This is a genomic window from Nitrosarchaeum sp., assembly GCF_025699065.1.
In the GTDB taxonomy this organism is placed as follows: Archaea; Thermoproteota; Nitrososphaeria; order Nitrososphaerales; family Nitrosopumilaceae; genus Nitrosarchaeum.
The window spans coordinates 35,551-54,750 of sequence record NZ_JAILWF010000008.1; the positions used below are offsets into that span (position 1 = coordinate 35,551).

Annotated in this window: 27 protein-coding genes; 12 read left to right on the plus strand and 15 right to left on the minus strand. The window is 31.4% G+C overall.

Going from position 1 to position 19,200, the window contains the following annotated elements; all coding sequences use genetic code 11:
- Nucleotides 1-14: 14 nt before the first annotated feature.
- The gene (locus K5782_RS09015) at nt 15-470 is read left to right on the plus strand and encodes an Hsp20/alpha crystallin family protein (protein ID WP_297465962.1); all 456 of its coding nucleotides are present in this window, start codon (nt 15-17) and stop codon (nt 468-470) included.
- Here K5782_RS09015 and K5782_RS09020 read toward each other — a convergent pair whose 3' ends face one another.
- The 7 genes from K5782_RS09020 to K5782_RS09050 form a co-directional block, all read right to left on the minus strand.
- On the minus strand, nt 471-1,577 hold the full coding sequence (locus K5782_RS09020; RefSeq protein WP_297465963.1) for a DNA topoisomerase IV subunit A: 1,107 nt from the start codon (nt 1,575-1,577) through the stop codon (nt 471-473).
- The gene (locus K5782_RS09025; protein WP_297465964.1) at nt 1,564-3,402 is read right to left on the minus strand and encodes a DNA topoisomerase VI subunit B; all 1,839 of its coding nucleotides are present in this window, start codon (nt 3,400-3,402) and stop codon (nt 1,564-1,566) included. Before K5782_RS09025 ends, K5782_RS09020 begins: the two co-directional genes overlap by 14 nt.
- The gene (locus K5782_RS09030; protein ID WP_007551256.1) at nt 3,389-3,961 is read right to left on the minus strand and encodes a KH domain-containing protein; all 573 of its coding nucleotides are present in this window, start codon (nt 3,959-3,961) and stop codon (nt 3,389-3,391) included. Before K5782_RS09030 ends, K5782_RS09025 begins: the two co-directional genes overlap by 14 nt.
- Nucleotides 3,958-4,767: a serine protein kinase RIO gene (locus K5782_RS09035; RefSeq protein WP_297465966.1), complete on the minus strand. Its 810-nt coding sequence runs from the start codon at nt 4,765-4,767 to the stop codon at nt 3,958-3,960. Before K5782_RS09035 ends, K5782_RS09030 begins: the two co-directional genes overlap by 4 nt.
- A 112-nt stretch (nt 4,768-4,879) precedes the next feature.
- Nucleotides 4,880-5,176, minus strand: a complete 297-nt coding sequence (locus tag K5782_RS09040) for a DUF424 family protein (protein WP_297465967.1) — start codon at nt 5,174-5,176, stop codon at nt 4,880-4,882.
- Nucleotides 5,176-5,598: a translation initiation factor IF-2 gene (locus K5782_RS09045; RefSeq protein ID WP_048110000.1), complete on the minus strand. Its 423-nt coding sequence runs from the start codon at nt 5,596-5,598 to the stop codon at nt 5,176-5,178. Before K5782_RS09045 ends, K5782_RS09040 begins: the two co-directional genes overlap by 1 nt.
- Before the next feature lie 68 nt (nt 5,599-5,666).
- On the minus strand, nt 5,667-5,810 hold the full coding sequence (locus K5782_RS09050) for a DUF5679 domain-containing protein (protein ID WP_007551261.1): 144 nt from the start codon (nt 5,808-5,810) through the stop codon (nt 5,667-5,669).
- Nucleotides 5,811-6,062: 252 nt separating this feature from the next.
- Here K5782_RS09050 and K5782_RS09055 point away from each other — a divergent pair, with 252 nt between their 5' ends.
- The 4 genes from K5782_RS09055 (at nt 6,063) to K5782_RS09070 (ending at nt 9,091) form a co-directional block, all read left to right on the plus strand.
- Nucleotides 6,063-6,551, plus strand: coding sequence for a hypothetical protein (locus tag K5782_RS09055; RefSeq protein WP_297465968.1), 489 nt, complete (start codon nt 6,063-6,065; stop codon nt 6,549-6,551).
- Nucleotides 6,552-6,626: 75 nt separating this feature from the next.
- On the plus strand, nt 6,627-7,772 hold the full coding sequence (locus K5782_RS09060; RefSeq protein WP_297465969.1) for a DUF373 family protein: 1,146 nt from the start codon (nt 6,627-6,629) through the stop codon (nt 7,770-7,772).
- 103 nt (nt 7,773-7,875) lie between these two features.
- Nucleotides 7,876-8,649, plus strand: a complete 774-nt coding sequence (uppS, locus tag K5782_RS09065) for a polyprenyl diphosphate synthase (protein WP_366069615.1) — start codon at nt 7,876-7,878, stop codon at nt 8,647-8,649.
- A 16-nt stretch (nt 8,650-8,665) separates the two neighbouring features.
- On the plus strand, nt 8,666-9,091 hold the full coding sequence (locus K5782_RS09070; protein WP_297465972.1) for an NUDIX domain-containing protein: 426 nt from the start codon (nt 8,666-8,668) through the stop codon (nt 9,089-9,091).
- Here the strand turns inward: K5782_RS09070 and K5782_RS09075 are convergent.
- From K5782_RS09075 to K5782_RS09085, 3 genes are read right to left on the minus strand one after another with little or no spacing between them, the layout of a single operon-like run.
- Nucleotides 9,065-9,805: an orotidine 5'-phosphate decarboxylase gene (locus K5782_RS09075; protein WP_297465973.1), complete on the minus strand. Its 741-nt coding sequence runs from the start codon at nt 9,803-9,805 to the stop codon at nt 9,065-9,067. The genes K5782_RS09070 and K5782_RS09075 overlap by 27 nt on opposite strands.
- Complete coding sequence (locus K5782_RS09080) at nt 9,786-10,463, minus strand: hypothetical protein (RefSeq protein WP_297465974.1); 678 nt, start codon at nt 10,461-10,463, stop codon at nt 9,786-9,788. The genes K5782_RS09075 and K5782_RS09080 overlap by 20 nt, the downstream gene beginning before the upstream one ends.
- A 50-nt stretch (nt 10,464-10,513) precedes the next feature.
- A complete protein-coding gene (locus tag K5782_RS09085; RefSeq protein WP_297465975.1) occupies nt 10,514-11,515 on the minus strand; it encodes an adenylosuccinate synthetase in 1,002 nt (333 codons plus the stop codon).
- Nucleotides 11,516-11,595: 80 nt separating this feature from the next.
- Here K5782_RS09085 and K5782_RS09090 point away from each other — a divergent pair, with 80 nt between their 5' ends.
- On the plus strand, nt 11,596-12,057 hold the full coding sequence (locus K5782_RS09090) for a hypothetical protein (protein ID WP_297465976.1): 462 nt from the start codon (nt 11,596-11,598) through the stop codon (nt 12,055-12,057).
- Here the strand turns inward: K5782_RS09090 and K5782_RS09095 are convergent.
- Nucleotides 12,054-12,335, minus strand: a complete 282-nt coding sequence (locus K5782_RS09095) for a Fe(2+)-trafficking protein (RefSeq protein WP_048110517.1) — start codon at nt 12,333-12,335, stop codon at nt 12,054-12,056. The genes K5782_RS09090 and K5782_RS09095 overlap by 4 nt on opposite strands.
- Before the next feature lie 106 nt (nt 12,336-12,441).
- Between K5782_RS09095 and K5782_RS09100 the strand changes: the two genes are divergently transcribed.
- The 4 genes from K5782_RS09100 (at nt 12,442) to K5782_RS09115 (ending at nt 14,505) form a co-directional block, all read left to right on the plus strand.
- Nucleotides 12,442-12,651, plus strand: coding sequence for a hypothetical protein (locus K5782_RS09100; protein ID WP_297465978.1), 210 nt, complete (start codon nt 12,442-12,444; stop codon nt 12,649-12,651).
- Nucleotides 12,652-12,711: 60 nt separating this feature from the next.
- A complete protein-coding gene (locus K5782_RS09105; protein ID WP_297465979.1) occupies nt 12,712-13,350 on the plus strand; it encodes a hypothetical protein in 639 nt (212 codons plus the stop codon).
- Nucleotides 13,351-13,474: 124 nt separating this feature from the next.
- The gene (locus K5782_RS09110; protein WP_007551274.1) at nt 13,475-13,762 is read left to right on the plus strand and encodes a winged helix-turn-helix domain-containing protein; all 288 of its coding nucleotides are present in this window, start codon (nt 13,475-13,477) and stop codon (nt 13,760-13,762) included.
- Between the two features lie 221 nt (nt 13,763-13,983).
- Nucleotides 13,984-14,505 carry a THUMP domain-containing protein gene (locus K5782_RS09115; RefSeq protein WP_297465980.1) on the plus strand — a complete coding sequence of 174 codons (522 nt, stop codon included), beginning with the start codon at nt 13,984-13,986 and terminating at the stop codon, nt 14,503-14,505.
- Here the strand turns inward: K5782_RS09115 and cgi121 are convergent.
- The 3 genes from cgi121 to K5782_RS09130 are packed head-to-tail and all read right to left on the minus strand — an operon-like array spanning nt 14,497 to nt 16,424.
- Entirely contained in the window at nt 14,497-15,270 is a 774-nt protein-coding gene (gene cgi121, locus K5782_RS09120) for a KEOPS complex subunit Cgi121 (protein ID WP_297465982.1), read from the minus strand. The two genes, K5782_RS09115 and cgi121, sit on opposite strands and share 9 nt — an antisense overlap.
- 49 nt (nt 15,271-15,319) lie before the next feature.
- On the minus strand, nt 15,320-15,637 hold the full coding sequence (locus K5782_RS09125; RefSeq protein ID WP_297465983.1) for a hypothetical protein: 318 nt from the start codon (nt 15,635-15,637) through the stop codon (nt 15,320-15,322).
- 31 nt (nt 15,638-15,668) lie between these two features.
- Nucleotides 15,669-16,424, minus strand: coding sequence for a TatD family hydrolase (locus tag K5782_RS09130; RefSeq protein ID WP_297465984.1), 756 nt, complete (start codon nt 16,422-16,424; stop codon nt 15,669-15,671).
- Between the two features lie 92 nt (nt 16,425-16,516).
- Here K5782_RS09130 and K5782_RS09135 point away from each other — a divergent pair, with 92 nt between their 5' ends.
- A complete protein-coding gene (locus K5782_RS09135) occupies nt 16,517-16,732 on the plus strand; it encodes a histone (RefSeq protein ID WP_297465985.1) in 216 nt (71 codons plus the stop codon).
- 124 nt (nt 16,733-16,856) lie between these two features.
- On the opposite strand, the gene K5782_RS09140 is transcribed toward K5782_RS09135, so the two are convergent.
- Nucleotides 16,857-17,270: a plastocyanin/azurin family copper-binding protein gene (locus K5782_RS09140; protein ID WP_297465986.1), complete on the minus strand. Its 414-nt coding sequence runs from the start codon at nt 17,268-17,270 to the stop codon at nt 16,857-16,859.
- Between the two features lie 75 nt (nt 17,271-17,345).
- On the opposite strand from K5782_RS09140, the gene K5782_RS09145 reads away from it, so the two are divergent.
- On the plus strand, nt 17,346-19,097 hold the full coding sequence (locus K5782_RS09145) for an AIPR family protein (protein ID WP_297465987.1): 1,752 nt from the start codon (nt 17,346-17,348) through the stop codon (nt 19,095-19,097).
- Nucleotides 19,098-19,200 lie beyond the last annotated feature (103 nt).

Below are 19,200 nucleotides of genomic sequence, written 5' to 3' on the forward strand. Positions count from 1 at the left end.
TCAAATTGAATTACTTGGCAAGTTATAAGGGAACATATTCAAATGAACAATCTTTAAACTTTGTAATTCCAATAATGGTAATTTTATTTCTAGGAATTATTTACATAATGACCCAAAGAGCAGGTTCAGGTTTTGTTAGTTTTATCCTAATTGGGGCTGCTGCAATTACAATGTTTTATTGGATTCATGTTCTAAAGAAAATGACCAAGGACCAAAAACCAGTATACAATGCTAGAGAACAAGAGACTAAAAATTGGGTTTATGATTTGATCAAAGGAGATGCAGATTTTGTATTTGTATCAGAAGTTCCTGGCCCAGAAGACAAGATAGCAGTTAGATTAATTGACGGTGTATTGTATATTCGTGGTTCTGGAGGATTTTCAAAAGAAGTTCCAATAACAGGTTCAAATGAAATGCAAATTCAGGATTTTAAATATAGAAACGGTGTACTTACACTAAGAATAAAATAACTAGAGACTTTTTGCAAGTTCTAATTTTTGTGGAAGATATTTATCAGTAATGTTTGTCAAACCATATTTTGAAAATGCTTCCAATTCAGCTTTTCTTTTAATTTTAAGAAATACATCTAGTTCTTTTTTCCAAATACCTTCCTGATATCTTGGATCATTTTGTAAATCATAACATCGTTTAATGTCTGACTCAGTCATTGGAATTGTAGGAAGTTTGAATTTTTCAATATCAGTAGCCCATACACCTACCCATTTTGCATCAGGAACAGTGAGTTCTCGAAGATGTGCAGCGTTTGCTGAACCAGATTTTATTACCATTGCAATATGTTCTCCATACACATCACCGTCTGTCAGAATAATTACTGGAAGTCCTAATTCATCATGAAGTCTTTTTAAAAGAGTTCTAGTAGAACGAGGAGCTTGCCCTCCAGTATTAATTATAATAGATTTGAACTTCTTATCAACCTGTTCTTCAACAAATCGTGTAAACAAACCACCTTTCTCAATGGCAATTACAATTTCAGCACTTGTATCTAATAATTCAGCAGTAGTAAGACTAGGACCAATAGCGTAGCCATCAGGATGGTTTGAAAGATTCATTTTTTTACCTTCATATCCAGGAATTGTATATTCTATATTCAAATCTCCAAAAATTGAGCTTCTTTCTTCAGGAAAAATATGAAAATCTTCTCTGGGTTTTGATAATACAGCTTCAAGATCAACTATAATATTATCAGATTCAGATTGATCTTCAAATTCAATAGCGAATGCCTGAGATGAATAATACACATCTCTTAATGTGGATGATTTTTTTTCTTGTGTTAATCTGTTAGCAAAAAATGCCAACCACATTAATTGTGTAAATGACCTTAATTGAGATGAGTTTCTAGAACTTCTAACAGCGGCAGAGTTTCCCAAGATATATTGTCTAAGTTTTTTATCATAAACAATATTACTGACTGATCTGCTAGGTATTGAAAATTTTGGAAATTGTCCATTATCTAAGTCACCATAAACTTTAGCACCATGATCTTTTAGTGCATCAATGATATTCTGCTGTTTTACTTTTGCTTTTTGCTTACGATCTTTAATTTTATTTGTCGTCAACTGTAATCTCCTCTTCTAATAATTTCTTATAATTTGGTTCTTTAGTCTTTCCGGAAAGTTCTGTACAAAATTGCGAGATGAGTGGTAGATATTTTGCATATAGATTTGCTCTCTTTTTTGCCATCTCGGCTTGACCACGTTTTGACATGTATGCTGCAAGTTTCCTAGAAAGAAACTGTAAACCTAGTCTTAATTCACGTTCTATTTCTTGTCTATCAGCAACATTTTCTTTTCCAACTGTTTTGTAAGGTATTCTAGTTGAACAAATATGAGATACTATAACAAACGGAGGATCACCTTTGACTTTATACCTACTCCAATCAGTATCATTTACAACTTTGAGAACTACATCGCTTCCTTCATCATAAAGTAATGGAATTCGATTAGCATAACGGTAAACATGTGGACCGCCTGGTCTAATTTCACCACCATAAGCAATACCCATCTCCACAACAAAGGGAAAGCCAGAATAGGCAGATGCTGGACGCTGAACCACTGCGCAGAAATCAGGCTTGAAGAATTTCTTCATGCCTTTCTCAAGGGGTTCTTCCCCTAGGGGAGCTAAACAGCTAGGATCAGGTGAAAGAAAATCCTCAAATTTTTGTAATGAATCACTTAGTTTTACAAGTTCTTCATTTGTCAATGATCCCATCCGTTTTTCAGGTTTGAAACCTGCAAACTCTGCAAACTTTACAGCAGTTGAAGGCCCTATTCTTTGAAATCGTTTAGTCAAAAATGCAGTTAGTGTTTCACCCTGAACCGTGCCAGTTAATTGTTTATAGTAAGGATTATCAGAATCAAGATCAATTGTTTTTGCTTGTGAATCACCAAAATCCCAATAGTATAATTTTTTATTTGGTACATCAATATCATCAATTCTAACTTTACTAAGTTTATCAAAATCCATTTCAAGAAATGACATCAAAGAAATAACAACTCTTACAGGTCTGGAAAGAGTTTTCCAACGTTTTGCTGCTTTATCCATAATTCCAGTAAAGGTGAGATTTTTTTTTGCCAGTCCTAAATCTTTCCTAACTTTTTCAATCATTATATCATCAATGTTTGGAATTTCGAATTGAGATTCAACCATCATACGTCTAATTGTTTCAACATCAATACCATGGGCATGAGGTCTAATAATTGTCGGTGCAGGTGGCATCTCATTTACAATTTTAGAATAATGAAATTTTTCTCCTTTAGGATCATCAAAAGTTATTGTTGCATATGGCGTAATCAAAGAGGTTTCATAAACATAATCTTTAATTTTTGAACCTGCTTTTGCATAATCGCCTTCAAGACAAATACTGACAGAAAGACCTCTTTTTGTAACTTCTTTGGTATTATGTTTTAAAATAACGGGTTTGTTTTTTTGAATATCCAACAACAATTCAAACTCGTCTTGAATTTTTCCATCAGTGGAGCTTTTAACATAAACCGGTTTGTTTGTGGTAATTTGTCCATATAGAATCGCCATTGTAGCTCCCAGACCAAACATTCCTCGTGCCTGTTTTAATCCAAATTTAGAGCCATAAAGTACAGTTCCAAACGCTAATGGAACATGTTTAGATTCTATTCCAGGGCCATTGTCTTTTACAGTTAGGATGTATGGTTTAGGATCCGGAGCATCTGGATCAACAGCCTTTATTGAAAGATGGACATCAGGAAAGATTCCTTTTTGATCACATGCATCTAAAGAATTTTCTACAAACTCCCTTACAGCGGTATAAAGTGATCTAGTAGGATTACTAAATCCGGCTAAATCCCTATTCCTATAAAAAAACTCACTTGGTGAGATCTGATTAAATTTTTCTTTAATAGAAGACATCTTGATTTTCCCACAATTGCATTTTTTCTTGTTTACTTTTTCTATTTGCTGCTTCTAATTTGTTGTAAACGGCACCATGTATACTACCATTTGATATTGAGGATATTGCATCTACAACTAATTTTAGTTTACTAGTATCTCCAATTATTGAAACAGTTTTTCCATATACAGAAATATGAGTCCCAGTTAAATTTTCCATGTTTTTTCTTGCCTTACCGCCTTCTCCTATAATTCTCCCTTTTATCCTTTCAATATTTGCATTTGATTTTCCGGCAAACTCCCTCAAATCTATCACATGTAATGCATTTTCACCCTTTAGTAAACTCATTGCATTATCAGGAGAAAAACCTCTACCTATTGCAGTTACTATCTCCATAGCTTTGAAAGGTTGAATACTTTCAACATCACCGTTAGATTTGATAAAAACTTCGCCGGATTCACCATCGATATCTAAAGTAACATAACATAGCTGTTCAATCTTAGATTTTACTGAACCAGATTTGCCAATTAATACGGCTATACGTTCATTTGGAATTCTAAGTATTTTTTCAAAACTCATCCTACAATATCCTCAAATATTTTAATTGGATCTTCAACTGAAATTCCTCTTTTTGAAAAGAATCTTGTTATATTATTAATGTCTCTTTTAAGAAATTCTTGAGCATTAGGATGCCTAAGATCAACTGCAGACCCTAGATCAAAAAGAACCAATCCGTTAGGAGTTTTAAAAATATTATATTCTGAATAATCACCATGAACTAATTGTGCCTTTTGATAAAGTCTGGTAATTATAGAAATTGATTGGGCATAATCATTTTCATCAATTTCTGATTCAAGTAGAATTTTTGCGGGTGAACCGTGCTCACCAATAAAATCTAAGGCAAGAACATTATTTGATAAATAAAGAGGTCGAGGGACGGGAATCCCACATTTGTAAGCTTGTGTTAAATTTCGATATTCTTTTTTTGCCCATAAATAAATCAGATTTTTTGTTCCTCTTTTTATTTTTGAGAATCTTGGATCACCCGTAATGTATTGTTCACGTTTCTTAAAATTTGAAGCACTGATCAAATAAATTTTTAATGCAACATCATTATTTTTTTCATCAACAGCCCAAAATAAAACCGATTCTTTTCCTGCACTTACAGGACCATTAACATATGCAATAATATGATCAGTTATCATCTTGTATAGTGTCATAACAGTTGGTTTGTCTAAGACTTCATTGATCACTTTACCTTTTTTGAATCCATCATCTAATCCTCCTCTTTTTGATTTTGAAGTTAATTTATGATCAACTTTAGATTCTAGCTTTCTACTTAGATCATCATATAACAAATCATCGGACATTAGATCATCTGACAATGAATATCATCACACTTACTAGATAAAAGAGATTTCCTTTAGTGAATTTGATTTAAAAAATATATTAGATGTTGATAGATAAAATAACTTCATAGTTTTTCATTGAATGAATTTACATTTTAAAAACGATCAAAAAAGGTACGCCAGAAATTTTTTTGACTCCATTTTCAGAACCAATTCCAAGTTCTAAAGAAAGAGAGATAGTATCTTTACCAACCATGTTAATTATATTTGAACTTTCTAGCAATTTTTTAGCTTCATCAATTTCAATTATTTCATTACCATAATAGCTCTCACTAATTTTCATGGTCAACTCATTTTCAGAAATACTTTTTCCAAGAAGTTCTGCATCGCATATATTTAACATTAAATTTTTTTGATATTCAGTAATTTTAACTGAGAATCGCATTACGCATATTTACCTTTTAGAGTAGATTTAGCACCGCAAGCTTCACAAATCAAAAAAGAGATTCTGTTTTCTTTTAGTATTTTTGTATCAGGACTTTTGCAAGTATGACACTCAAGATAATCTTTAACATAAATTTGGAAAAGACGGGTAAAGTCATCAGGAGCTCTTCTCCCAACAAACATAGCCTTATCACCTAGGCGCTCAGCTGGAACTGCAAATTCTTTAGAAAGATATTGTAAGACTTTATCTGGATCCCGACGAAGTACTTTAGGAAATTCTGAAAAATTACGCAGAAATGTTTTTTGGCCTTCCCACATAACGTCTACTACAGGAAGCTCAAATCTAGTAGTAGATACTTTTTTAGAATCGCCTAGTTTATCTTGAATTCTCTTGAGCAATGTTTCGTAATCGGATTTAGCCACTGAAAATTTGTGTATACTGTACCCTATATTGGTTTTTGAAAAAGAGAAATCGTGTGGATTTTGTTGGTCTACATCTTTCCTATTCGGAAGACGTTAGTTCCACATGTTGGACAAGTGCCTTTTACAGCAGGGCGTCCATTTTTTAGTTTAGTTTCTTTGGGATCCTTTACTTGTCTTTTAGCTCTGCATTTTACGCAATATGCTTCTACCATTATGAAAAATGTCTCACGTGGTGGTATTTAGGAAGAGCCTGTGAAAATTATTTAACTATAGACTAGATGGGCGTAAATTTTCTCATACATCAATAATCAAAGATTATAAAAAATAATAAGAAATATTGTAATTTTTTTAATATTTATCATAATAATTATACATGAATGGATTTTTTTTACTATTTATTCAACATTAGACTAAATTTTGAAAGGTTTACCAGTTATAAACACCATGATTCTAGAATAAAAAATATGGCATCTAAAAAAGGGATCATAGTAACAATAATCATTTTAGTGTCTATTACAGCTGCCAGTTTTCTCCTATGGATTGTACCTCAAGAAAATCCAGCAACTTTGATCGTTTCAGACTATGAAAACTATCTTGAAGGAGTAAAGAAAATTCATCAAGTATTACAAGAATCTATAGAAACTGAATTTCAAAATCTGTTAGATGGAAATACTTCTCCAGATGAGTATATTTCCATAACAGAAGTAACGACTTCACAAGTTACAGCTCAAATTAGTGAGTTTGTAACATCAAAACCAACAGAAGAATGGCAAAATAGCTACATTACATATATGGAAGCTCTGAAAAAATTTAATGAATACATCATAGAAACCAAGGTTGCAGCAAATATGCTAAAAGCAGGTCAAATAGATGCTGAAACTTTACAAAACATTGAATCATTAAGATTAGAAACACAAGAGTTAATCAAAAAATCAGACGAGTTAAGACCATAGTCAGGCTCAAAACATAATTATAATATTTATAAAAGTTGGAAATCGTTAAAAAGCAATTCAACGATTAGAAAAAGAATGTCTCAGAGATCTGACATAGAAAAAGATGTCAATGCTTCAACTTCAAACAAATTATTAGTAATTTGTGTAGATAGAGACAATGATGTGGGTGAAAAGGCAGGTATAACTACTCCAATAATTGGAAGAGATGCCTGTATTGATGCTGCACAAAGACTAGCGTTAGAGGATCCTGAAGATGCAGATTCAAATTCAATGTTTGCTGCAATTAAAACATATGAAGATTTGATCAGTAAGGGTTACCAAGTCGAAGTAGTAATTGTTGCAGGAGTAAAAGAAAGGGGAGTTCAAGCTGATGAAAAAATCCTTAAAGAAATTAAAAAAATATTAGAAGTATTTTCTGCAAATGGAGCAGTTATTGTATCCGATGGAGAAGACGATGAGAGTGTAATTCCAGTTATTCAAAATGTATTACCAGTAGTTTCAGTACAAAGAGTTGTAATGAAAGTAAGTAGAAGTGTAGAATATTCCTATGCAGTTTTTGGAAAATATCTAAAAATGTTAGCATATGATTCAAAGTATTCTAAATTTTTCTTAGGAGTTCCAGGTATACTTTTGCTAATTGGTGGAGTTGCAACAGTATTTGGCTATACTGAAGAAATATTTGCAGTGTTAGTTAGTATTTTAGGTATTTCATTTTTAATTAGAGCATTTGACGTAGATAGAGCATGGTCGAACTTGACAAGACCTACGCCGATGGGTTTTATCAGAATCTTTACAATGGTCGCAGGTATATTGTTAATCTTATCATCCATTCCAACTGGAATAAGCTCTATTGATCCAGAAGTGTTAGGTGATGAGACAGAAATACTCAGAATAGTTACCGATAAAATAATAATTGGTCAATTCATCACAGGAGCTTTACCAATTCTATGGATGGGTCTTGGAGCAATTTTTGCAGGAATATTACTTAGTAATTGGATTGGAGGAGTTCCAAGACAAATTACAGATATTTTAAGAATCATAGTTCTTGCAGCATTATACCCCATAACATCACAATTTATCCTCATAATGATGAATGGTGATGTTCAATCAATCACACTAGTGCCACCATTATTAGCAGGACTTGCAGCTACATTAGTATCAGCCACAATTCTATTTAGAAAATATAGAAAACATAAGCATCAAGAAATGATCGTAGACTAAAAAAGTAAGAAATTCTTTACAATAGATTTATTCCTGAAAAACACTGATATCATCTAGGGTTATTGATTATGAATGGTGATTGGAAATTAATAAAATAAAGGATATGGTATTTCAATTATCAGGATTATATAGAATTTATTCAAAAAGACTTGAAACTGAAATACGTGGAGGAGATATACCAAATCATCTTGCTTTAATTTTAGATGGAAATAGACGATGGGCAAAAAGACATCTAACTATTCCTAAAACAGGACATTGGAAAGGAGCAGATGCAGTAGAAAATCTTCTGGACTGGTGTGAGGAATTTGATATAAAAATAATTACTTTGTATGCACTTTCAGCAGAAAATTTAGATCGAGATGATGAAGAATTAAGCCATCTTTATGAATTAATTCGAATTAGATTGGAAAAACTGTACAATGATTCAAGAATTCATAAAAACAAAATGAGAGTTAAAGGAATTGGAAGAATAGAACTATTACCAGATTCAATTAAAGATGTTTTAAAACGATTAGATGATGCAACAAAAAATTATGATAACCACTTTCTAAATATTGCACTAGCATATGGAGGACAAAATGAGCTAGTTGATGCTGTTAAAAAAATAGCTGAAAAGATCAAAGATGGCTCAATTGATGTAAATGATATAACTAAAAAAGAAATTGAATCTAATTTATACACATCTCATTTACCACAATCATCACCAGATATGATTTTAAGAACATCGGGAGAAAAAAGATTGAGTGGATTTTTAATGTGGCAAAGTGCATATAGCGAATTAATTTTCATGGATATATTTTGGCCCGAGTTTAGGAAAATTGATTTGATGAGAGCCATCAGAACATTTCAAGAAAGAAAACGAAGATTAGGTAAATAATTGGGAGAATATTGAAATGATTGAAGAAACTTCTGCAGGAGTAGTATTATTTAGAAGAGAAAATTCAAAAATTTTATTTTTATTATTAAATTATCCATCTGGGCATTGGGATTTTGTCAAAGGAAAGATGGAAGAGGGTGAAACAACTCATCAGACAGCAATACGAGAAACTCGAGAAGAGACAGGAATTACAGACATTGTATTTTTAGATGATTTTGAAGAATGGATAAAATATAATTTTCAATATCATGGGGAATTAGTAAATAAGAAAGTTGTTTTTTTCTTGGCAGAAACAAAAACAGAACAAGTTATAATTTCTCATGAACACCTTGACTATATTTGGGCAGATTATGAAACTGCAATGGAGAAAACAACGTTTGACAATGCAAAATCAATTTTAACTAAATCAAAAGAACTACTTGGAAAAACTTTGCAGTTGTAATTCTTTAGAAACAGATATAGGATTTTTATCATTGATTATAGTTCGACCAACGATAAGATAGTCAGTACCTGCAGAGAGCACATTTTTTGCACTTCCACCCTGAGTACCAATTCCTGGTGAAAAAATATCTAATTTAGAACCTGCTTTTTTGTGACAATATTGAATAATATCCGGAAATGTTGCCCCAACTACAATTCCATCAACCTTTGAAGTAATTGCCCAATCCAAAAATAATTGATATAGTTTCTGAGATTTACCCATTTTGATTTCCATATCGTATGATAGTTTTGCTTCAGGTGCGCTCATATGACATAATGTGATTACTCCCTTGTTTTCCTTGTGAGATGATTTCACTAATTGTTTTAGACTATCTAATCCCATTATGGGGTTGGCAATCACTGCATCAAAACCTAAATTCCAAAGATGCTCGGTTGTAACTTTATTTGTATTACCTATATCATTTAGTTTAATGTCAGCAATTGTTTGCAGTCCATAATTATGGGCAGTTTTATTTATTTTAGAAATTTCTTTAAAACTTAATGGCAGTAATAGATGAAAGTTTAATTTTATTCCACATAGATATGGATGTAATGTTTTGATATTTTGTATGGTTTTGGTAATTAAATTTTTTTCAGATGAATCATAATCATTAGCAAGAATAATTTTGCCATTCTTTTTTGATATCTGAGAAAGTCTAGTTTTGAAGGTGGCCATAATCAACTAAGGGATGCGTCTCTTTTAGTTTTATAATTTTGATGTAAGAATAACCATGTTCAGAAGGATTATCGACAAACGAAGGCTCAGATCCATTATTAGTGGTGAATTTTAAAAATGGTTTTCCAGGATCTGAAGCAAGAACAACATGACAAAAATAAGATGCACCTTCTTCATTAAAATTCATAAAAACTCCTACTAGCCATTTATTTGCATGTGGGAATAAAAATAACGGAAATGGTATTTCTTCAAAACCCCAAGTAAGCTTTGCAAGACTAGCTAGATCTTCGAGTTCAATTGGCAAATATCTATCAGCAGTTCCATTTCCAGGTTTTAATGCATCAGGAAGTGATTTTATTCTAACAATTGGAGAATATAGTTTGCTTGCATCAGATGTAGAATTTACAATATCAGATTCCTCTTTTCCACCTTTTAATCCATAACAGATGTAATGGCCATCATTCTCAAATGGAGTGTAATACACAATTGGTTTTTCTTTTAGTATATCCATTTGAACTGATAAAACTTTTTTTCCATTATGCTCATGAAGAAATGATACACGTGGAGCACGCTCAAGTGCACAAACGAGCCTAGAAAATTCTAACGTAGAAGAAACCTCAATGTAACGAGGTAATTTATCCACAATTAATTTTTCCACAAATAATTTTTGTGTAATACTAAATTAAACTTACCCTAAAATTTTTCAGGCTATTTTCTTCTGTCAATAATTTCATTGACGTTTGGTCCTGTTCCAATTATAGTTACAGGCGTGTTTAATTTTTCTTCAATATTTTTTATAAATGATTGAGCATCAGTAGAAAGTTCCTCAAATGAGGTTTTACCTGCACAATTTGGAAATAACACATCTAATTTTGTGATAGCGATTTGTGTTGCACTATTAAGCATAATTGCACGCCTAGCTAAATCAAAATCAAAATCAGCTGCACGTCTCTGTCGTCCAGTTACAGTTCCAAATTCAGACCAGCCTTTTCTTTCAGCTTCTTCAAGAGAAAGTTCTTTTGATAATGGTCCAGTACCAACACGTGTAACATATGCCTTGAAAACAACAATTACTTCATCAACTTTTTTTGGTCCGAGCCCAACATCCGCACATATTCCTGATGCAGTAACATCTTTTGAAGTTACAAAAGGATATGTCCCATGCCACAAAGATAAGAAAGTTCCCTGTGTTCCTTCAACTAGAACATTTTGATTTAAAGAAATGGCAGTGTTAATTTCTTCAGGAACATCTACAATCAATGAAGATAATGAATCAATATTTTTTGCAAGTTTTAAAATTCTCATGGCTCTATCGGCATTTGCTGGGCCTGTACCAGAACCAGTACTACCAATTTTTTCTTTTAATTCTCCTTTAGAATCACGAAGAAGATGGCTTTCTTCAATAATTCCACAGTGTTTATCAATAAATGCACGACCAGATGCGTCAAAATCTTGAATCTCTTTTAATAAAACACTTGGATTAATTACAACGCCTGGGCCAATCATTACTTTTGCAGTTTTATTTAAAAATCCGCTTGGCAACATTCTGACTTTGTATGTTTTATCACCATCTCTAATTGTATGACCTGCATTTGGACCTGCTCCACCCCTAACAATAATTTTTGGGTTATCTTTTATTGCCAAATATGAAATAATCTTTCCTTTACCTTCATCACCAAAAAATCCACCAACAACAACAGTAGAAGACATATTCTCGAACTCAAATTTCGTTTATTTAAGCTAAAGTGTTGTCAGATGATTTAATATTCAATTAAAAACAGAGTTGATCGTTGGCAGGACCTAATTATGCAGGAAATATCATAGTAATTTTAGCAAATCTTCCAGATTTTCTCAGAATACCTGTTTTGAAAAAAAGAATGGTTGAATTTTTTTCAATGAGTGATGTAGAAAAAATGGAGATCATAAATAATGCACTTGAAGCTGGACCTACAATTCCATTTCCAAATTTTGCTAAACTATTCAAAACATGGTTAGAAATTCTAACTACACTACCTGAAGAACAAAGAAATGGATTATTCTCAGGGTACATCAATGAGGTCTCAAAATCACCTCAAAAATTAATTGAATTTAATTTAGATGGAATACTAGAGATTTTCCTGACACTAAAGAATGAGGAAAAAGAAATCCTTGTCCAATCAATTAAGAAGATAGTAAGTGAATTAGATGTTGAAGATAAAAGAAAATTAATGCTAATCATACCAGATAATGCTAAAACACACTTGAATTTTTAAGCACCAGGTGGCTTGTCAGGCTTTCTATTATCTTCATTGGTATAATCTACAATTTCTCCTTCAGGAGTAAGTACGCCTGCAAAGATTTTTTCGTGTTTTTTTAACAGTTTTCTATGATCTGGCATGGACATGTCTAATCTCATTTCATTCATTACCATTACACGGTATTCCTTCCATTCAGCCCAACACTTGTTGCAAACTGGATATTTTTCAGCAACCATATCAAGTTGCTCTGTATCTGGAATGGAGTTCTTACATTTTGTACAAGCTCGACTCATAGATTCTAACAAAATAGAACTCCTTTTATCTTTTATCAAGTGAAAACCATCAGATATGCATTTTACGAATGTAAAGTAATAATAAATAATAAATTCAAAATTAGTTGTGAAAATAAAATGTCCAAAATGCAAGAAAAATGCAGAATTATCAATGGATTTTTCTTTTGTAAAATGCGATAACTGTGATTTAGATATGAGTTACGGTGAATATGTTAAATTTGTTGCTCATAACGAACCAACGTATTCAGATATTCTTGGTGACTATACAGGTAGTACTGAAGGTCAGGCTGCAGGGTCATTAGATGAATGGGATTAACCACATGGTAAAATCATTCAGCAGATTAAAATAATTAGATTGATGAATTGTTAATCATCATTGGAATTTCTACTAGAAAACATATTAAATTTAATTGGATTTTTAGTGGGACTTGCAATAGGGATAATGTCACTAGTTGGATTTAGAAATACCGGTAGCCCTACATTATTTCGATTAACAATTGCATTTTTTTCAATAAGTGCAGGATTTTTTGTAATATGGGCAGGATATATGGTGGAAGATTTTATAACAAAATCAGGAAACATAGAAAGATGGATTCAAACTCTAGGAATTGTTATTCAAACAATAGGATATTTCTTTATAGCATTTTCACATAGCATTAAATCATTTTTTCCAAAATCAAGATACTTTAGATCAGTTGGAATTTTTCCGTTATTTTTAGTGTCATCTGTACAAATAGAACATATCTTTAGATCTATTTCATTTATTTTATTGGCTTATGGTGCAATTGAAACAATGTTATCATATTTTGAAAACAAAAACAAAGGAGCAATATCCGTAGCTGTGGGATTAGCATTATTAGCTCTTGGAGAGTTTTTAGGATGGTATTCATTTGTATTTCCAGAATCTATTTTGTACTCAATTTCTATGGCAATCAAGATTGGAGGTCTAATTGCATTGTTTATTCCAGTAAGTAAAATCCCACTAACCAAGATAAAATTCGATGATCTGGATTAACAAGTATTAGGCTCAAATTACTTTCAAAATCAAAATTTGTCAAATTCTTTTATCTTTTTAGTATATTGCAAAATATCAACTGACTCTCATAGAAATTATGCAATTAAAGTATACAGGGATAGTAATGACAGAGTACAGAACGCATATGAAAATTATTGGCGACATACTTGCCACTACACGTGATGACCTACAAGATGAAGATGGAGCCTCAGTAACTTATCTCATTAGAAAAGCTAATGTCTCACATTCAAGAATTTCCAGAATTTTAAAGACACTTGTATCTCAAGGATTATTAGAACAAGATGGTACAACTGGTTCAAATAAATATAGAATTAGTCAATCGGGACGAGAATTTCTTCAAGCGTATTATACATTCACATCTTTTGCAGATAACTTTGGATTAACTATCTAGTCTTCAATTTCTTCAAATTCATCTAAATCATCATCAAAATCATCTTGAAATTCATTGTCCTCATATTCTGACGATGGACTAGACATATCTATGATAAGAAAATTCAGTCAATTAAAAAACTTATTCAAATGTAAATGAATAATTAAAGAAAGAAAGATAGTAAACTAATTGAGAATCCACAGACATATAGTTTTAACACGAGGGGAGATCCTGAAAATACTTTGAATCTAATAATTACGTGTGCCAGACATTTAGAATTAGAAACTAAACAAGAAATATCAGATATTTTAGATAAAATAGGAGATTCAGAACCAAAGATAATCATTACAAACATGTCTGGGATATTGACTGCGGAAACAAAACTAGACCCAATTGATGTAGTAAATAAAATCAAAGAAATGATATTAGATGAACCATGGTGTATTAGGTATTCTTTAAGAATTATTCCAATTCAAAAAATTACAGAAACAAAGATTGAAAGTATTGAAGAAGGAATTTCAGATTTAATTAAATTAATTTCTTCTCATGATTCATACCGAATATCAATTCAAAAAAGAAATTCAGACATTTCAAGTCAGGAGTTAATTTCAAGAATAGCAAATAAAGTTAAAAATAAAGTATCATTAGAATTTCCAGATAAAATCATATTAATTGAAATTTTGGGAAATAAGACAGGAATTGCCATAGTCAAAAAAACAGATATTTTGAGCGTAGAAAAAACAAAGAGAAGTATGTCAGAGTAAAATTGCTGCTTTTTCTATCAATATATCTTCAAGAGGATTTTTCGAGATAACTGCATCAAGTTGCTTATCTGTTATTTTATAATATTTTTTTAAAAATAATGTATGATCTTTTGAAAATAACGGAATTGAAATAATTTCAATCTCATTGTAAAGCTTGTCTAATATTTTTCTATTTCCAAGCGCAATTAACATAAAGTTTTGTTTTGGTTTCATTCCAGCAGAATTAATTGCAGTAGAAATTTGAGATGAAATAGCAAAGCGCATCAAAATATCCATTTCAAATTTATTTGAAAGTAAAATATCATTCTTCTCAGAATAAACAGATAATGAAATAATTTTTTTAAGATGATATCTGTTTAAAACAAAATTGCTGGACACAGCCTGAAGTTTTACACTAGGAAATTTTTTCCTTAGATTATCAACAAAAGTAACTGTAAGGTCGTCTTTGCCTTTAATTTCAACGACTTGAATTAATTTATTTGATATATTGAAAAATAGTCTTTTAGACAAACCGCCATGAATTATAGGAATTATACTTACTACATCGTTGTTTTTAATTTCTGTATTTTTACCATCCATTGCAGAAGAATCAACACCGTTAATTGCTATCAAAATATTTTCAACATCAAGATTAGGAGTATTTGTGGGTTTTAGGTTTAGTAATAAATCAAGGAGTTCTTGAATAGTTATATCAGATTTATCAATTTTTATCTCATCAGTTAAAAATGACTTTTTTGCACCTCCTACAAGTTTAATCATAATCATATAGATATCATCAAAAATGCTAGTGATTAATTTTCTGTTTTGCTAAGAGTTATTCTTCAGTAGTGGTACTTTTTGATTCTGAGACAATTTCAATAACTTGTTCTTCAGTAGAGTCGTCATCTGAAATTTTTTCTTGCAATGTGTGATTTTCGACTTTAGAAGACTCAATTTGAGACTGTTTTATTTTTTCGTCACGAATTTCTTTTTTGATAAATTTAGTAATATAGCCTGCAATTTCATTTTTTAATCCTTTAGAACGAATTATAGCTATTTGATCTAAGATTTTTTTGTTATCAGCAAAATCTTCTCCAAATTTTTGTTTGTGCTCATCTAATACTTCGTATGAAAGTCTCTTAATTCTATCCACTCCTCGTGTATTGAATAGGGGTTTTTTATACCTATATTCGAAGGAATGATTTTGTATTTACTTCCAGTAACATAGCCATTTCATCATATGATTTACCAAGTACTTTGGAGGCACAAAACACAACGCTTGGTATGAAACTAATCTGACCAGATTTCATTTCAAAACACCGAGAGAATTTTACAGGACCGTCAGTTTCAACTAGAATTTTGTTTTCAGGTGTTTGAGATAGCAGTGCTTGTTTATCATTGGCATAAATCGTTACAGGTCCATATGAAACAAAAAACTCCATATCCATTGCTTTTTGAAGCTGTTTTTTACTTCCATCAAACCAATGAAGTAATGCATGTTTAGTATTATAAGAAGTCATTATAGAAAAAATCTGATCTAAACTTTTTCTAGAATGAATAGAAATTGGTTTTTTGAATTTTTCTGCGATGGATAGAAAGGTTTCAAAAAAGTAGATTTGTTTTTTATTATCTTCATCAGATTTGACATAAGTAGGATCCAATCCAATCTCCCCAATACCTGAAATATTTTGTTGATTTTTAGTAATTAGATCTATCATAAATTCTAGATCGTCGTCGATACGCTCAGGATGAATGCCAATAAAGGGCAAGACGAGATTACTCTTGTTTCCAAGCTCCAATGTTTTTTGGGATGTTATAGTATCCATTGAGACACAGCAAGCTTGAATTTTCATATTTTCCATACCCCGAATAATATAATCCAGATCATTTTGATAATATGAATCGGTTAAATGAATATGAGAATCATATAACCAAGTCATTGCCTCAACTTTGAAAATAGTCTGTATAAATCGATTCCTTGGTGATATTTTTTAACTCATAATCTTTTATCGGAAAAAAGAAAATGAAGGTTATGAAATCATCAGAATTGGGTATTTCAGCGATGTATAGAATTTTAAAAAAATCAGGTGCAGAGAGGGTTAGTGATGAATCAGCAGAAGAACTACGAGAAATAATTGAAGAATTGGCTAATAAAATTGCAAAAAGTGCAGTAGATATGGCTTTACATGCAGGAAGAAAAACGATCAAAGCAGAAGATATCAAACTTGCATCAAAACCATTTATTTGATTTTAATCTAAAGAGTTTAATTATTCAATTCATGTTTTTCAAAACGGTACTCTGGCAGAACGGTTATGCGTGAGCCTGCAAAGCTTATACAAGGGGGTTCGACTCCCTCGGGTACCTTTTAATGTCAATTAGCAATTACTTGTCCTTTCATCCACGGATGTAAAGTGCAAAAATAATCATAGATACCAGGATTTTCAAAAATGAATGTAAAATATTCTTCAGGATCTAAATATTCACTATCAAAAAGTCCACTTTGATTTCCATAATAACCAGAAGTGACACTATGAAATGCAGCATCTTCGTTTAACCAAGTAACTGAGTCGCCAGATTTAATTGAAATTTTTGATGGAATGTAACAGGAATCAGTTTTCTCACATCCTGGACGTGAGACTTTTGTTGGCATGATAACATCTGCTTTGAGTGTAGGTTTTGAATCGTCGGTGTTTTGAACATAATTTTCATTTTGAGATAATAGTACAATGCCAATCACGGCTATAATTATCGCAAAAATTGAGGCTAGTAGTATTTTTTTCTTCAAATTACATCACATATTGATCTTAGTTATTATGTAATTACCAAATTCTCTAAATATATAACATAATAGATACAACAATTGGCTCAAAACGGAAATAGCTTACTAGAATACATACCAGGTTCACATACACTTTTAGCTCAGAAAAATTCTAGCATGCCATTAGAAGGATTTTCAGAAAATGTAAGAGTTAGCATACAAGAATATGCAGAAGATTCAAAAAGTGAAGTAGAAAAAGGCAATAATTTTCTTCAATGGGTGCTTACACGAGTTTTTGAGGCTACAGAAGATGATGCTGCAGATGCAATTGTAGATGGTGCAAATGATCTTGGCATTGATGCATATCTACCAGTAGATTTTTCAGATAATACTATTCGCCTATTTCAATCAAAATACGGGACTTCACATTCATTTGAAGCAATTGCAAAATTCAAAGAAGATGCAAAACGTTTACTCGGAAAAGACGTTTCAAAAATGAGGCCTGAATTAGCTCAGCTTGTTACAAAGATCAAAGAAAAAAATCTGAAAATAAAATGCTGCTATGTTACAGATCAAAAAGTAGAGTATCAAGATGATATAATAGAAATAATAGATATAGAAAAAATTGTTCAAAAATTATGGGAGAGAATAAAAAAACCTGCTGCTGGAAAAAGATCATCTATTAAATTAGAAAGAATGCTTAGACATGAGAATACAATTTTAGGAATTTTAAAATTAAGAGAATTAACTGAATTTGTTAGTAAAAACAGAGATTATGTGTTTGAATCAAACATAAGACAATGGATGCAATTTAAAACAACAGTAAACAAAGGATTGAGAGAAACGCTTCAAAGTAATCCAGGAAAATTTTTTTATTATAATAACGGAATTACAATTGTAGTTAGTGATTTTGAAGAATTGGGAGATAATCTCATAGAACTTCATGCACCACAAATTGTAAACGGTGCACAGACTTCCAACTCAATTCTTGATCATTCAAAGAGAACAAAAAACATGGATGGTTCTATGACAGTAACAATAATCAAGGCAGATGATGAACAAGAACAGAACAATATTACAAAATACAGAAATTCACAGAATTCAGTCAGAGGGAAAGATCTTGTATCGCTAATGGATTTTCATAAGTCTATTAAATCACAATTAAAAAATTGTGGGTATTTTTATGAGATTCAAGCAGGTTCGTTTGATACAAAATCAAAATCAAAACAATCAGAATATCAAGGAGATTCTCTATATAATGAATATCTTCCAGATAATCACAAAAAAGTTATTGTTGCAAAAGACGCCATACAAGCTCTAGTTGCCGGAATCGAACAAAGACCTACAGAAGCATATAGTTCTCCAGCTCAATTTCTTCCAAGAGGAAGTAAATACGATGATGTATTCAATGATAATCTAAAAGACGATTACAGAATTTTGTTATATCCATATTTAGTAAAAGAATATGCAAAAAAGACATTAAAGTATGGAAAACAAGGAGGTCATAAAACAAAAAGATATGCAACTTTATTTTATGTAGGAGTTTATTTTAGAATTTTACATAAAAAAATACTAGAAACTAAAGGAGATTTCAAGAGTGATGTGAGAAGGATGGAACCAATATTTCGTAGTTTTAAACTAAATTCTAGAATTCTGAAAATTGCAGATGTGGTTGTAACTAAATTTTTAGAAGATACAGTAGTAGACGATGAAATAGAGTTAGCAAATACAAAGCATAATTTCTTCTCACAACATGTATGGAATGATTCAATGCTTAGAGTAGTAGATAAAAAAATAAGGCAAGAGGAGGAAGAAATCTTAGCCTTGAAAAAACTTGCAAATAACTTGTTTTAGATTTTAAAAAGGTAGAAGTCTAACCAAGTAAAGATTTGCAGGAGGTTTACACTGGTCAGACTACCTACCTAGAATTCATATAAACCGGTATTATTTAACATGA

What these genes read in the sequence shown, in the direction of transcription:
- K5782_RS09025 (WP_297465964.1), bottom strand. Translation starts at nt 3,402, where the DNA reads ATGTCTTCTATTAAAGAAAAATTTAATCAGATCTCACCAAGTGAGTTT.
- K5782_RS09030 (WP_007551256.1), bottom strand. Translation starts at nt 3,961, where the DNA reads ATGAGTTTTGAAAAAATACTTAGAATTCCAAATGAACGTATAGCCGTA.
- K5782_RS09040 (WP_297465967.1), bottom strand. Translation starts at nt 5,176, where the DNA reads ATGCGATTCTCAGTTAAAATTACTGAATATCAAAAAAATTTAATGTTA.
- K5782_RS09050 (WP_007551261.1), bottom strand. Translation starts at nt 5,810, where the DNA reads ATGGTAGAAGCATATTGCGTAAAATGCAGAGCTAAAAGACAAGTAAAG.
- K5782_RS09055 (WP_297465968.1), top strand. Translation starts at nt 6,063, where the DNA reads ATGGCATCTAAAAAAGGGATCATAGTAACAATAATCATTTTAGTGTCT.
- K5782_RS09060 (WP_297465969.1), top strand. Translation starts at nt 6,627, where the DNA reads ATGTCTCAGAGATCTGACATAGAAAAAGATGTCAATGCTTCAACTTCA.
- uppS (WP_366069615.1), top strand. Translation starts at nt 7,876, where the DNA reads ATGGTATTTCAATTATCAGGATTATATAGAATTTATTCAAAAAGACTT.
- K5782_RS09070 (WP_297465972.1), top strand. Translation starts at nt 8,666, where the DNA reads ATGATTGAAGAAACTTCTGCAGGAGTAGTATTATTTAGAAGAGAAAAT.
- K5782_RS09075 (WP_297465973.1), bottom strand. Translation starts at nt 9,805, where the DNA reads ATGGCCACCTTCAAAACTAGACTTTCTCAGATATCAAAAAAGAATGGC.
- K5782_RS09085 (WP_297465975.1), bottom strand. Translation starts at nt 11,515, where the DNA reads ATGTCTTCTACTGTTGTTGTTGGTGGATTTTTTGGTGATGAAGGTAAA.
- K5782_RS09095 (WP_048110517.1), bottom strand. Translation starts at nt 12,335, where the DNA reads ATGAGTCGAGCTTGTACAAAATGTAAGAACTCCATTCCAGATACAGAG.
- K5782_RS09110 (WP_007551274.1), top strand. Translation starts at nt 13,475, where the DNA reads ATGACAGAGTACAGAACGCATATGAAAATTATTGGCGACATACTTGCC.
- cgi121 (WP_297465982.1), bottom strand. Translation starts at nt 15,270, where the DNA reads ATGATTATGATTAAACTTGTAGGAGGTGCAAAAAAGTCATTTTTAACT.
- K5782_RS09130 (WP_297465984.1), bottom strand. Translation starts at nt 16,424, where the DNA reads ATGACTTGGTTATATGATTCTCATATTCATTTAACCGATTCATATTAT.
- K5782_RS09135 (WP_297465985.1), top strand. Translation starts at nt 16,517, where the DNA reads ATGAAATCATCAGAATTGGGTATTTCAGCGATGTATAGAATTTTAAAA.